The sequence below is a fragment of the Stackebrandtia soli genome, assembly GCF_965137155.1.
GTDB classification, from domain to species: Bacteria; Actinomycetota; Actinomycetes; order Mycobacteriales; family Micromonosporaceae; genus Stackebrandtia; species Stackebrandtia soli.
In genome coordinates this window covers 21,344-34,194 of record NZ_CBCRZX010000031.1, presented here as the reverse complement: position 1 = coordinate 34,194, position 12,851 = coordinate 21,344, and the positions used below count along the sequence as shown (strand labels likewise).

Here is a 12,851-nt window from a genome sequence, read left to right as displayed (position 1 = left end):
GCCGAACGCGGATCGGCGAGTGGTGGCCGTCGGGCATAATCTGCTCTCGTGCGTCATTCGATCACTCATCCGGTCAGGCTGGTACCGCTCGCGTTCCTCATCGCGGCGCTCATCGGCACCGGGTTGTTGATGTTGCCCATCTCCCGCGCCGGCGACGGCGCGGCGCCGCCCCTCGTGGCGTTGTTCACGGCGGTGTCCGCCGTCTGCGTCACGGGCCTGGTCATTGTGGATACGGTCAGCTACTGGTCGACCTTCGGAGAGGTCGTGCTCGTCGTCCTGATCCAGATCGGCGGCTTCGGCATCATGACGCTGGCGTCGATGCTGGGTCTGCTCGCCATGGGCAAACTCGGACTCCGGCATCGATTGACCGCCCAACTCGAGACCAAGACCCTGGGGCTGGGCGACGTCGGCGCGGTTCTGAAGAGGGTCGCGATATTGACCTTCGTGGTCGAAGCGACCGTGGGTTCTATCATGACCCTTCGATTTCTCCTCTACTATGGATACGATTTCGGGGACGCGTTGTGGCATGGTCTGTTCCACGCAGTATCGGCGTTCAACAACGCCGGTTTCGCGCTTTATTCGGATAGTGTGGAGGGTTTTGTCACCGATCCCTTGATCATGCTTCCGCTGGCCTTCGCGGTCATCATCGGCGGGATCGGATTTCCGGTGCTTCTCGAAGTCGGACGTCGAATGTGGAGACCTGTAGGCTGGTCCGTCCACACGAAGTTGACCCTCGCGGGTACGGCGATCCTCCTCGTCCTCGGATTCATCGCCTACCTATGGCTCGAATGGTCGAACGCCGGAACCATCGGGAATCTCAGCACCGGTGAGAAGATTCTGGCGTCGTTCTTCAACGCGGTCATGCCGCGAACGGCCGGATTCAACGCCGTTCCAGTCGGTGAACTCAATACCCAAACCCTCGCCGTCACGGACATTCTCATGTTCATCGGTGGCGGTTCGGCGGGAACGGCAGGCGGAATCAAGGTCACGACGTTCTTCCTACTCGCGTTCGTCATCTGGGCGGAGGTCCGAGGAGAGGAGGACGTGACCGTCGGTGGTCGCCGGATCGACACCAGCGTTCAACGTCAGGCGCTCAGCGTCGCCCTGCTCGGTGTCGCCGCCGTCGCGGTGGGAACGCTCATCCTGCTCATCAACACGGAGATTCCCCTCGACGACCTGGTCTTCGAGGCCATCTCCGCGTTCGCGACGGTCGGACTGTCCACCGGCATCACCCCGGAACTGCCGCTCATCGGGCATCTCACGCTGATCGTGCTGATGTTCGCCGGGCGTGTCGGCACCTTCACGGTGGCGGCGGCCCTGGCGATGCGCTCGCGGCGACGCTACTACCGCTACCCGACGGAGCGCCCGATCGTCGGCTAGGGACCAGAGAGCTCGCTGACCGCCGGAGAGCTCGCGTACCGCACTGAGAGTTCGCGTACCACCGGAGAGCTCGCGTACCGCCCCGAGCGCCAAGGTCGGCGACGCCCGCCGTATTCCGCTTGGTTGGGCAAAAGTTCCGCTTGGTTGGGCAAAAGTTCCGCTTGGTTGGGCAAATTGCGAAATCACGCCTGTTTCCGACATTTGCCCAACCAAGCGGGATGGGGACGGGTGTCGCTTCCACAATCCGATACGTTCTCGCCGTTCGCCGTTCGCCGTTCGCCGTTCGGATTTGACGACGCCCATTTCGGATCGACCGCAGTCTCTCGCCCGCGCCGAGCCCGGCGACCTTCGCCAGGCGCGGTCGGGGCACGATCGCCGCGTCAACGTCCGGCCTGCGGTCGCGCCGATGGATGACGCCGTATCGTCTGGTGATCCGGCAGATCGACAAGGGAGACGCACACGATGCCAGCCAACCGCCGCAAACCGATATCCCGTGACAGCGTCGCGGTCATCGGCCTCGGCCGTTTCGGCGGAGCCGTCGCCGAATCGCTCGTCCGTCTCGGCCACGAGGTCCTCGCCATCGACGAGCGCGCCGATGTGGTGCAGCGCTGGGGCGACGTCCTCACCCACGTCGTCCAGGCCGACTCCACCGACAACGCCGTCCTCCAGCAGCTCGGCATCGGAGACTTCCGCCGCGTCGTCGTCGCCATCGGCACCGACATCGAAGCCAGCGTCCTCACCGTTCTCGCCGTCGAGGAGGCCGGCGTCCCCGAGATCTGGGCGAAGGCCATAACCGCCAAACACGGCCGCATCCTGCACCGCGTCGGCGCGCACCACGTCGTCTACCCCGAAGCCGCGATGGGCGAACGCGTCGCGCACCTCGTCACCGGCAAGATGATCGACTTCATGGAGTTCGACGACGGGTTCGCCATCGTCAAGACCCGGGCGCCCGGCGAGGCCATCGGCAAGACCCTCGCCGAAGCCGCGCTGCGAACCCGATACGGCGTCACCGTCGTCGGCGTGAAACGCCCCGACCAGGACTTCACCTACGCCAGACCCGAGACGGCCATCCATCAAGGTGACCTGCTGATCGTGTCCGGTCCGACGCTGAAAGTCGAGAGCTTCGCGGCGATCACATGAGACTGTCATCATTGGAGATTCGGGATCGATTCGCGCGACACCCGATCCGGCTGCTGCCGATCGCGTTCGCGTTCACGATCACGATCGGCACGATCCTGCTCATGCTTCCCATCTCGCGCCGGGGCAACGGATCCGCCACCATCGTCGACGCGCTGTTCACCGCCACCTCGGCGGTGTGCGTCACCGGCCTCGCCTCAGTGGACACCGCCGGACACTGGACCGCGTTCGGCCAAGTCGTCATCCTCGTCCTGATCCAGATCGGCGGCCTCGGCATCATGACGTCGGCGGCGCTCCTCGGGCTGATCGTGTCGCGGCGCATCGGCCTCCAGAGCAAGATGGTCGCCCAAGCCGAGATCAAGACACTCGCGCTCGGCGACGTCCGAGCCATCCTGGTGCGGGCATCGATCATCGTCGTGTGCGTTGAGGCCGTCGTCGCGGCGATCCTCACGGTGCGTTTCGCCGCCACCTACGGATACGACACGGCCGAGGCGATCTGGTTCGGCGTGTTCCACTCCGTGTCGTCGTTCAACAGCGCCGGCTTCGCGCTGTTCACCGACGGATTCATCGGCTTCTCCAGCGACGTCGTCATCTGTGTTCCCATCATGGCGGCGGCGATCATCGGCGGCCTCGGTGTCCCGGTCCTCTTCGAGTTCACCCGACGCCGACACGGGTGGACACAATGGTCACCGCATACGAAGCTCACCGTCACCGGTTCGGGGACCCTGCTCCTTCTCGGCTTCGTCATCATCCTCGTCTTCGAATGGTCGAACCCCGCCACGCTCGGCCCGATGGGCGTCGCCGACAAGCTGACGCCCGCCATGTTCCAAGCGATCATGCCCCGATCCGCCGGGCTCAACAGCCTCGACATCGGCGCGATGCTCCCGCAGACCGAACTCGTGATCATCATCCTCATGTTCATCGGCGCCGGCTCCGCGTCCACCGGCGGCGGCATCAAGGTGACGACGTTCTTCCTCCTCGGCGCCGTCATCTGGGCCGAGGTGCGCGGTGAGCGCGACGTCGTCGTGTTCCGCCGCCGCGTGCCCACGACCGTTGTCCGACAGGCGATCTCGGTGGCACTACTGGCGGTGGGGCTGGTCTCCGGTGGCACGATCCTCGTGCTGATCATCTCGGAACTGCCGTTCGACGACGTCCTCTTCGAGGTCGTCTCGGCGGTCGGGACAGTCGGTCTGTCGACCGGCATCACCACGGAGCTGCCGGGAATCGCGAAGGTGGTCCTCTGTGTACTGATGTTCCTCGGTCGCGTCGGACCCGTCGTCGCCGCGTCGGCGCTCGCACTGCGACACCGCCACCGGCTCTACCGATACCCGACCGGTCAACCCATCGTCGGCTGACGCCCCGACTCGCTTCGGCGACGCAACGGCGACTACCTGCGGTTAGTGTTCCATCGCTTAGTGAAGTAGATCCCACCCGGCCGTGGCGCATTCGAATGGGACACGCCAGGATGTTTTAAGCCGCCTCTCCGCCGACGTTACCGGTGAGTCGGTCGCCCCTTACGGCGGTGCCGCGCGCCGCCGCGCATTGACGTACGGAAAGGCACCACGCATGGCCAAGAGCGAGGTACCGCGCCGCCGCACCCGATCGGTGCGAGCACGGCTGATGTTGCCCGTCGCCGCCGCGATCACCGGCGTCCTCATCCTCGGTGCGATCGGTGTCCAGTCCTCACTGGAGTCCAACGACGACGCCGGGCGGGCTCGGCTGCTAGCCCAGCTCGCCAACGCCACCGCCGAAGTGCTGCACGTCGGGCAGGACGAGGTCGGCGAAACAGCGATCAGCCACGAAAAAGACGGCAAGCCGTTCAAGAACTCCTACCAAGCCGCGATCCAGGCGACGGACCAAGCCGTCGCCGACTACAACGAGGTCTCCGACCGCGTCAAAGAGCAAGTGCCGGAACTGTCGTCCGTCCTCACCACCGCAGGCGGCGCCCTCGACCAACTCATCGACGCCCGCGACGCGCTCAGCGAGTACGCCTCCGACGCCGACCTGCCCCTGTCCGACCCCGACACCAAGAGCGGCTTCGAGGTGTACCGGTCGATCGCCGCTCGACTCCTCGACGTCGCCGACGCCCTCCACGTCCACATCGAAGACCGCGACCTCGCCGAACAGGCCCGCGCGGTCGCCGCGCTCGCCGGCGCCAAACAGGCGACCGCCGAACAGCGATACCTCGTCCAGAACGAACTCGGCGTCGAAGCCGCCGGGGGAGACGCGTTCACCCTGTCCCGCTTGACGGAACTCGCGTTGTACGTCGGTGTCGAACAACAGCGACTCGGCGAGTTCTATCGCGCGACGACACCACGAGGCAAGAGCCTCTACATCGACGCCACCTCGGGACGCGACTCCCAGACGTCCGAGAAGATCCTCGACGCGCTCCTCAACGGCAAGGGGCTCTCCGACGACGACGCCCGCTCGTGGGACGCCGTCCAAAGCGAACGCACCGACCGACTCCGCGAGGTCGAGTCGGCCATCACGAAGGACCTCGACGATTCCGCCGTCCGCGAGGAGAGCGAATCGCAGCAGATGGCCGTCTTCACCGCCGCCGCGGTTCTCGCGATCGCGCTCTTCGCGTTCGGCGCGGCGACCCTGTTCGCGTTCCGTGTCGGCAAGCGTCTGCAGAGCCTCCGCAACGAGGCGTTGACCGCCGCCGAGGAGACGCTGCCCGACGCCGTCAGTCAGATGACGAGAGCCCGCAACGGCAGGCAGATCGACGAGGCCGTCGAAGCCGCCGAGGAGGTCTCCCGGTCGGCGCCGCGCGGACCGTACGACGAGATCGGAGCCGTCGCCCAGGCGTTCCGGGTCGTGCACCAGCAGGCCGTCCGGATGGCCGCGGACCAGGCGAACCTGCGCCTCGACGTCGCCGCGATGATGATCTCCCTGGCCCGACGCGGTCAGTCGCTCGTCCAGCGACAGTTGCAGGTCCTCACCGAGTTCGGACGGGCCGCCGCGCACCCCGACACGGTGCGTCGCATCGACAGCCTCAACCACCTCGCGGCCCGCATGCGCCGAAACGAGGAGAACCTGCTGCTGCTCGCCGGTGGCGACCCCGGCCGTCGACACTCCCAGGCGACGTCCGTGGCCCGAATCGTCGCCGAAGCCGCGGCGGAGATCGAGGACTCGGACCGCGTCATCGTCGAAGGCATCGCCGACACGGCCATCGTGGCGAACGCCGTCGGTGACGTCGTCCACCTGCTCGCCGAGCTGCTCGAGAACGCCGCGCAGTTCTCCGCACCGCACACGAAGGTCCGCGTGACGACCCGGCACACCGTGCACGAGCTCGTCATCAGCGTCTCCGACGAGGGCATCGGTCTGACCGACGAGGACGTCACCGAGATCAACGCCCGACTGGCGTCACCGGCGGGCCTCACCGCGAAACTCGCGGGGACGCTCGGTCTCCTCGTCGTCGGGCGACTCGCCACCGGGCACGAGATCGACGTGCAACTGCACTCCTCGTCCGGCAAGGGAACCCTCGCGATGGTCCGCATCCCCGACGCGCTCGTGTCCCGGGATCGGGCGCCCGAGCAGCAACTGCCCCCGACCCGTCCCCAGGCGCCGTTGGCGTTGGCCTCGGAACCTGCCGCCGCGCCGATCGCTGGCGCGGGTCGACCCGTCGCCACCGATGCGATCGTGCCGACACAGCGCACGGCCAGCAGTTCCCGACCGGGTACCGCGGCACGACCGCCCGCCAACAGCGCGTGGTTCATGCCGCACACCGGTTCCGGTGACAGTCCGTCGACGAAGCAGGGAACGCTCGGTTGGCGGGAGACCGCCGCCGACGTCGCCTACGACAAGGCGCGTCGCGTCATCGCCGAGCAGGCGGCGGCGCAGACGACCTTGACCGACGGGCTTCCCCGCCGTTCGCCTGGCGCCCAATTGCTACCCGGATCCGTTAGTGTTCCAGCCGCACCGTCCCGTAGCTCCGACCGCAGCCGTATCGACGGCATCGACCCCGAGGAGATCCGCAATCGCCTGTCCGGTTTCGCCGGTGGAATCGCGGCGGCCCGCCAATCGTCATCTATTGTAGATAATCGTCCGCAGCCAGGCGACCGCTGAACCGGCCACCTGCGAAGTAGAAGGAACGAAACACCGATGACCGCATACGACAAAGCTGACCACATCGGGGAACTCGACTGGCTGCTGACATCGTTCGTCCAAAAGGTTCCCGATGTTGCGCACGCCTTGACCGTTTCTGTGGACGGACTCGCGTTGGCCGCTTCGGCGGGATTGCCGTCCGACCGAGCCGACCAGCTCGCGGCGATCACGAGTGGCTTGGCGAGTTTGACGACCGGTGCCGCGAAGGTGCTGACCGCCGGGAACGTCCGGCAGTCCGTGGTCGACATGGACGAGGGTGTTCTGCTGCTGATGTCGGTCGGCGACCGCGCCCAGGTCGCGGTGTTGGCTCAGGCGGGCTGTGACCTCGGCCAGGTGGGCTATGAGACGGCGATGCTCGTGAAGCGCGTCGCCACCGCGTTGGAACCGGCCGCTCGACGGGGTTTGTAGGCCCGTACTCGACGTTCTGCCCCGAGGGGGAGGAGCCCGCTCCGCCTCCTCGGGTTGCCCGTCCTTTCGACGGATGAATCGCGATGGGCGCTTGTAGTTGGCGGACAGTACAAAGCGCCCTTCTGAATCCATTGTGTCCTATCTCGGGGGCCTCCGGCCTCCTCCCCAAGGTCGACGCTACTCGGGTTTGCTGAACCCACCCTTAAGCCGGCTGAACTCTCTTCAGGCGTGATCTTCGACCATGTCGACCCGAAGGCGTCGGATCGTCGCAAAATGATCCATAATGGTCGTTCTGGGTGTCGGTCTCGTCATGTTCGCGATCCCGTCGGTGTGGGATCGCGCACGCTCCGGTGCGTCGACCGGGCGTCGCCCTCTCGGGGATCGAGGGGGCTTGACGGAGGGTCGTCCCGTCGTCCGGGAGTCGTTCCGGTGTGACCTGCGCGTCCGCCGTCGGTCGTCATCGCGCTACTCCGCTTGTGGCCTTGGAAGTCCACCGGCCGTTACGGTCCGTGTCGGCGCCACGCCGATCCCCCTCCCAACCCCGACGTTACGTAGAACGTCTGGGAGGCTATTCTGCGAGCGCCAGGCATGACATGGCCGCTTCTGTGGTGTCCATGAATCGTCCACAAAGGTGACTGGCTAGTGAGAAGGCAGGAGGCCCGCAGGTGACAACGGTTTCGCCGAAGCCGATCGTCGCGCGTCCGTGGCCGGTGCGCCGAGAGCCCAAAGGCTCCTGGTTGGCCCGGTCGCTGCGCACGACAGACGCGAAGCAGATCGGGTTGATGTACCTGGTCACGTCGTTCGTGTTCTTCGCGATCGGTGGTGTGCTGGCGTTGCTGATGCGCGCCGAGCTGGCCCGCCCGGGATTGCAATTCCTGTCGGTGGAGCAGTTCAACCAGCTGTTCACCATGCACGGCACGATCATGCTGTTGCTGTTCGCGACGCCGGTGGTGTTCGCGTTCGGCAACTATGTCGTTCCGTTGCAGATCGGCGCGCCCGACGTGTCGTTCCCGAGATTGAACGCGTTCGCGTACTGGCTGTATCTGTTCGGCGGCATCATGGTGATCTCCGGCTTCGCGACGCCCGGTGGCGCCGCGAGCTTCGGATGGTTCGCCTACCAGCCGCTGTCCGATGTGACCAACTCGCCGGGTGTCGGCGCGGACCTGTGGTACATCGGTCTCGTCGTGTCCGGTCTGGGCACGATCCTCGGCGCCGTCAACCTGATCACGACGATCCTGACGTTGCGCGCGCCCGGCATGACGATGTTCCGCATGCCGATCTTCACGTGGAACATGCTCATCACGAGCCTGCTCGTCCTGATGGTGTTCCCGATCCTGGCGGCGGCGCTGCTCGCCGTCATGGCGGACCGATTGTTGGGGGCACACGTCTTCGACGTCGAGACCGGCGGGGCGATGCTGTGGCAGCACCTGTTCTGGTTCTTCGGCCACCCCGAGGTGTACATTGTGGCGCTGCCGTTCTTCGGCATCGTCTCGGAGATCATCCCGGTGTTCAGCCGGAAGCCGATCTTCGGTTACAAGACCCTGATCGCGGCGACGCTGGGTGTGGCGGCGCTGTCGATGTCGGTGTGGGCTCACCACATGTTCGCGACCGGCCAGGTGCTCCTGCCGTTCTTCTCGTTCATGTCGTTCCTGATCGCCGTGCCGACGGGTATGAAGTTCTTCAACTGGATCGGCACGATGTGGCGCGGCCAGTTGACGTTCGAGGCGCCGATGCTGTTCTCGATCGGCTTCCTGACGACGTTCCTCTTCGGCGGCCTGTCCGGCGTGCTCCTGGCGAGCCCGCCGATCGACTTCCATGTCACCGACTCGTACTTCGTCGTCGCGCACTTCCACTACGTCCTCTTCGGAACGATCGTGTTCGCCGTGTACGGGGGCGTCTACTTCTGGTTCCCGAAGGTGACGGGCCGCATGTATGACGAGCGGCTCGCGAAAGTGCACTTCTGGTTGACGTTCATCGGCTTCCACGCGACGTTCCTCGTGCAGCACTGGCTCGGCAACGAGGGCATGCCGCGTCGATTCGCCGACTACCAGGAAGCCGACGGTCTGACGACGCTCAACACCATCTCGACGGTGGGCGCGTTCATCCTCGGGGCGTCGACACTGCCGTTCCTGTGGAACATGTACAAGTCGTACAAGGCGGGCCGCAGGGTGGAGGCCGACGACCCGTGGGGCTTCGGCCAGTCGCTGGAGTGGGCGACGTCTTCGCCGCCGCCGCTGCGCAACTTCGACCGGATGCCGCGCATCCGCTCCGAGCGTCCCGCGTTCGACCTGAAGTTCGCCCACGTCCTCGCCGAGCGCGAGCAGGTCGGCGTGGTCGAGGAGAAGGCGACGATCCCCGACGTGGAGCATGCCGCTGAGCACGAAGAGGACGGCGCCTTCGACGGCGAGACCGCCGAAGTCTCGAAGACGGAAGTGGACCTGCCGGAGGAGCCCACGGGCACCGGTGAATCGGAGCCCGGCGACAAGCCGGAAACCCGGTAACGACGACAACCGACGACGCCCGGACTCCCTTGGTGGGAATCCGGGCGTCGTTCGTTGTCGGTGGCGGGTGTCGTCATCCGTTGGGGCGGGCGATCCCCAACGCGTCGTGAGTGCCGTCGACGTCGAAACCGAGCTCGTCGGCGAGGGAGAAGAAGGCGGACGCGCGCTGTTCGTCCACGGGCAGCCCGCCGTCGCCCGTCAGACACATGACTCCGGCCGTGAACGCGGCCCTCATGTGGCCAAGATCGGCGGCCTTGGCGTACCAGTCGAGCGCGACTCGCGCGTCCAGAGCGACGCCTCGCCCGGTCGCGTACATGCCGCCGAGGTTCGCCATGGCTCGGGGACTGCCGAGTTCGGCGGCGCGACGCGTCCAACGGTCGCTCTCGGCGGCGTCCTCTCCCACACCGTCCCCGGCCGCGTAGAGGACGCTCAGTTCGAATGCGGCGTCGGCGTCGCCCGCTTCGGCGGCCTGGTGGTGCCATCGCGCTGCGGCGGCCGCGTCCTGGGGGACACCGAAACCCTGGTGCGCGAAGTACCCGCGCAGCAGGAGCAGGCCGCCGTCGCCGGGCGATTCGGCGAGCAGTTCGTCGACGCGGGCGGAGGCGGCGGTCGCGTGTTCGAGGCTGCGGGCGAAGTAGGCCGCTCGAATCCATCCGAGCGCGGAGGACCGGTCTCCGAGGGCGTCACCGCGCTGGTACGCCCGGATCGCCGCGGCCACGTCGGGCGTCGGGTACGGCGCCCACGGGGCCGCGCCGTACTGGTACACCATGCCGAGGTTCTCCCAGGCCTGCACCTCTCCGGCGTTCGCGGCGCGTTCGAAGCCCGCGACCATCACCTGGGGGGCGTCGCCCGGGAGCAGTCCGATGAGGTGTTCGCTGCGGACGAAGCTCTCTCGCAGTTCCCGCGCGGCGGCCAGGAGGTCGGGGCCGGAGCTGTCGGGGTTGGCGAGCAGTTTGGTCAAGTGGGTGTAGGACGTCGCGGTCATGCCGGCACTGTATGCGGCCGTGCCCCGGGTCGGCCCCGGTCACTTTGGTCGACTCCGATCGTCCGATCGTCCGTCTGTTGGGGGGCGTCGGTTCGGTGACTCGCCGGATCGCCAGGTCGAAGGCCTTGACGCCCTGACACGACTTAGTCTTGACGACATGGCACGAGCGTTGATCATCGTTGATGTTCAGAATGATTTCTGCGAGGGCGGATCGCTGGCGGTGACCGGCGGCGTCGCCGTCGCGTCTAGCATCAGCCAGCTTGTCGCGTCCGAACCCGACCGGTGGGATCACGTGGTCGCCACGCGCGATCACCACATCGACCCGGGGGCGCACTTCTCAGACAATCCAGACTATGTAGACAGTTGGCCACGGCACTGCGTTGTCGGCACCGAGGGCGTCGAACTGCACCCGAACCTGACCGTGGAACCGGCGGCCGTGTTCGACAAGGGAGAGTACGAGGCCGCCTATTCCGGCTTCGAGGGTGACGCCGACGGGGTGGACCTCGCGTCGTGGCTCGCCGAACACGACGTCGACTCGGCGGACGTCGTCGGCATCGCCACGGACCACTGCGTCAAGGCGACCGCGCTGGACGCCGTTCGCGCGGGTATCGACACGACGGTCCTGTTGGACCTGACCGCAGGTGTCTCACGCGACACCGTCGATAAGGCGCTCGGGCAGCTCGCCGACGCGGGCGTCACCCTCGTGGGGCGCCCTAAAGTCGGTTAGGCGTATGCCCTGACGGTTTTCGCTTGGTTGGGCAAACTCTCCGCTTGGTTGGGCAAATGTCGGAATCACGCCTGATTCCGCAATTTGCCCAACCAAGCGAGCCATTTGCCCAACCAAGCGAGCCATTTGCCCAACCAAGCGGAGAGGCCCGGCGCCAACTGTCGCGGATCGCCGCGCTCAGTTCATGGCTCAGTTCATGATCGTGACGGGGACGGCCGGGTCGCCGGGCGACAGTTTGAGGCCCTCCCATGGGATCGCGATGAGCGCGTCCCGGAGATGCGCCCGCGATTCGTCCAGTGTGGGCAGGTCTTCGACGGGGTCGCCGCCGCGGACCAACGCCCGTTGTAGCCGGCGATCGTGCGCCCCGAGTTCGGGTGTCGTCTGGAGGGCGATGACCTCCTCGATGACGGTGCCCGTCGGCTTGTGACGGCGGACCGCGGTCTTACGTCCGCCGACGGTCGCCTTGTTCTCGGAGCGTTTCACGACCGGCCGTCCCTCCACCTCGACCAGTTTGAAGACGAGGCCCGCAGTGGGCGCGCCCGAGCCCGTCACGACCGCGGTTCCCGCCCCGTACAGGTCGACCGGTGCCGCGGCCAACGCGGCGATCGAGTACTCGTCGAGGTCGCCGGAGACGACGATCGCGGTGTCGAGCGCGCCGAGGGAGTCGAGGAGCTCGCGTGACTGTTGCGCCATGACGTGCAGGTCACCGGAGTCGATGCGGATCGCGCGCAGGGAGGGACCCGCGACCTCGATCGCGTTGCGGATGCCCTGCGAGATGTCGTACGTGTCGACGAGCAGGGTCGTGTTCGTTCCGAGGCGCGCGACCTGCGACGCGAACGCGGCCTTCTCGTCGCTGTGCAGCAGCGTGAACGCGTGTGCGGCGGTGCCCGCCGTCGGGATGTCGTAGCGCTGACCCGCCGCGAGGTTCGACGTCGTGGAGAACCCGGCCAGGTACGAGGCTCGGGACGCGGCCACCGCCGCGTCCTCGTGGGTGCGACGCGAACCCATCTCGATGATGGGGCGTCCCCGGGCGGCCGTGACCATGCGCGCCGCCGCCGCCGCGATCGCGCTGTCGTGGTTGAGGATCGACAGGACGAGGGTCTCCAGTAGGACGCATTCGGCGAACGTGCCGGTCACGGTGAGGATCGGCGAGCCCGGGAAGAAGAGTTCGCCCTCGGGGTACCCGTCGATGTCGCCCGTGAACCGGTACGACTCGAGCCACCGCGCCATGTTGTCGTCGACGGTTCCCGAGTTGCGGAGGTACTCGATGTCGTCACTGTCGAAACCGAAGTCCGCGAGTCGTTCGATGAGGCGTCCGACGCCGGCGACGACGCCGTAGCGTCGGCCGCTCGGCAGCCTCCGCGCGAACACCTCGAAGACGCACTGTCGGCTCGCGGTCCCGTCGGCGAGCGCCGCTTCGACCATCGTGTACTCGTATCGGTCGGTCAGCAGGGGCACTGACGACGCGGCACTGTTACGCATTCCGAGAGCCTACGATCCCGATTCCATCGGACGGGCGTTGCCCGTTGATCATGGTCGGTTCATGACCTGCCGTCCGGTTCGGTCGCGGTGCGCACGGTGAACGTCGTCCGGTTCGCGTCTCGCA

Annotated in this window: 9 protein-coding genes; 7 read left to right on the top strand and 2 right to left on the bottom strand. The window is 66.7% G+C overall.

All coding sequences use genetic code 11. The annotated features are described in order from the left end of the window. Positions 1-48 precede the first annotated feature (48 nt). From ACM9NP_RS16950 to ctaD, 6 genes are all read left to right on the top strand, one after another. Complete coding sequence (locus ACM9NP_RS16950) at positions 49-1,380, top strand: TrkH family potassium uptake protein (RefSeq protein ID WP_415647690.1); 1,332 nt, start codon at positions 49-51, stop codon at positions 1,378-1,380. A gap of 462 nt (positions 1,381-1,842) precedes the next feature. Further along, positions 1,843-2,520: a potassium channel family protein gene (locus ACM9NP_RS16945; protein WP_415647689.1), complete on the top strand. Its 678-nt coding sequence runs from the start codon at positions 1,843-1,845 to the stop codon at positions 2,518-2,520. After that, positions 2,517-3,872, top strand: coding sequence for a TrkH family potassium uptake protein (locus tag ACM9NP_RS16940; RefSeq protein WP_415647688.1), 1,356 nt, complete (start codon positions 2,517-2,519; stop codon positions 3,870-3,872). The genes ACM9NP_RS16945 and ACM9NP_RS16940 overlap by 4 nt, the downstream gene beginning before the upstream one ends. A gap of 211 nt (positions 3,873-4,083) precedes the next feature. Further along, complete coding sequence (locus tag ACM9NP_RS16935) at positions 4,084-6,585, top strand: sensor histidine kinase (protein WP_415647687.1); 2,502 nt, start codon at positions 4,084-4,086, stop codon at positions 6,583-6,585. A gap of 36 nt (positions 6,586-6,621) precedes the next feature. Continuing rightward, positions 6,622-7,032, top strand: coding sequence for a roadblock/LC7 domain-containing protein (locus ACM9NP_RS16930; RefSeq protein ID WP_415647686.1), 411 nt, complete (start codon positions 6,622-6,624; stop codon positions 7,030-7,032). Positions 7,033-7,697: 665 nt separating this feature from the next. Further along, the gene (ctaD, locus tag ACM9NP_RS16925) at positions 7,698-9,533 is read left to right on the top strand and encodes an aa3-type cytochrome oxidase subunit I (protein WP_415647685.1); all 1,836 of its coding nucleotides are present in this window, start codon (positions 7,698-7,700) and stop codon (positions 9,531-9,533) included. A 73-nt stretch (positions 9,534-9,606) separates the two neighbouring features. On the opposite strand, the gene ACM9NP_RS16920 is transcribed toward ctaD, so the two are convergent. Next, positions 9,607-10,518: a tetratricopeptide repeat protein gene (locus ACM9NP_RS16920; protein ID WP_415647684.1), complete on the bottom strand. Its 912-nt coding sequence runs from the start codon at positions 10,516-10,518 to the stop codon at positions 9,607-9,609. A gap of 157 nt (positions 10,519-10,675) precedes the next feature. Between ACM9NP_RS16920 and ACM9NP_RS16915 the strand changes: the two genes are divergently transcribed. Then, positions 10,676-11,245, top strand: coding sequence for an isochorismatase family protein (locus ACM9NP_RS16915; RefSeq protein ID WP_415647683.1), 570 nt, complete (start codon positions 10,676-10,678; stop codon positions 11,243-11,245). A gap of 189 nt (positions 11,246-11,434) precedes the next feature. Here ACM9NP_RS16915 and ACM9NP_RS16910 read toward each other — a convergent pair whose 3' ends face one another. Beyond that, on the bottom strand, positions 11,435-12,727 hold the full coding sequence (locus ACM9NP_RS16910) for a nicotinate phosphoribosyltransferase (protein WP_415647682.1): 1,293 nt from the start codon (positions 12,725-12,727) through the stop codon (positions 11,435-11,437). Positions 12,728-12,851: the final 124 nt, after the last annotated feature.

Bases quoted from the DNA above. Each gene is read 5' to 3' on its own strand.
- ACM9NP_RS16945 (WP_415647689.1), top strand. From the start codon at position 1,843: ATGCCAGCCAACCGCCGCAAACCGATATCCCGTGACAGCGTCGCGGTC.
- ACM9NP_RS16940 (WP_415647688.1), top strand. From the start codon at position 2,517: ATGAGACTGTCATCATTGGAGATTCGGGATCGATTCGCGCGACACCCG.
- ACM9NP_RS16935 (WP_415647687.1), top strand. From the start codon at position 4,084: ATGGCCAAGAGCGAGGTACCGCGCCGCCGCACCCGATCGGTGCGAGCA.
- ACM9NP_RS16930 (WP_415647686.1), top strand. From the start codon at position 6,622: ATGACCGCATACGACAAAGCTGACCACATCGGGGAACTCGACTGGCTG.
- ACM9NP_RS16920 (WP_415647684.1), bottom strand. From the start codon at position 10,518: ATGACCGCGACGTCCTACACCCACTTGACCAAACTGCTCGCCAACCCC.
- ACM9NP_RS16915 (WP_415647683.1), top strand. From the start codon at position 10,676: ATGGCACGAGCGTTGATCATCGTTGATGTTCAGAATGATTTCTGCGAG.
- ACM9NP_RS16910 (WP_415647682.1), bottom strand. From the start codon at position 12,727: ATGCGTAACAGTGCCGCGTCGTCAGTGCCCCTGCTGACCGACCGATAC.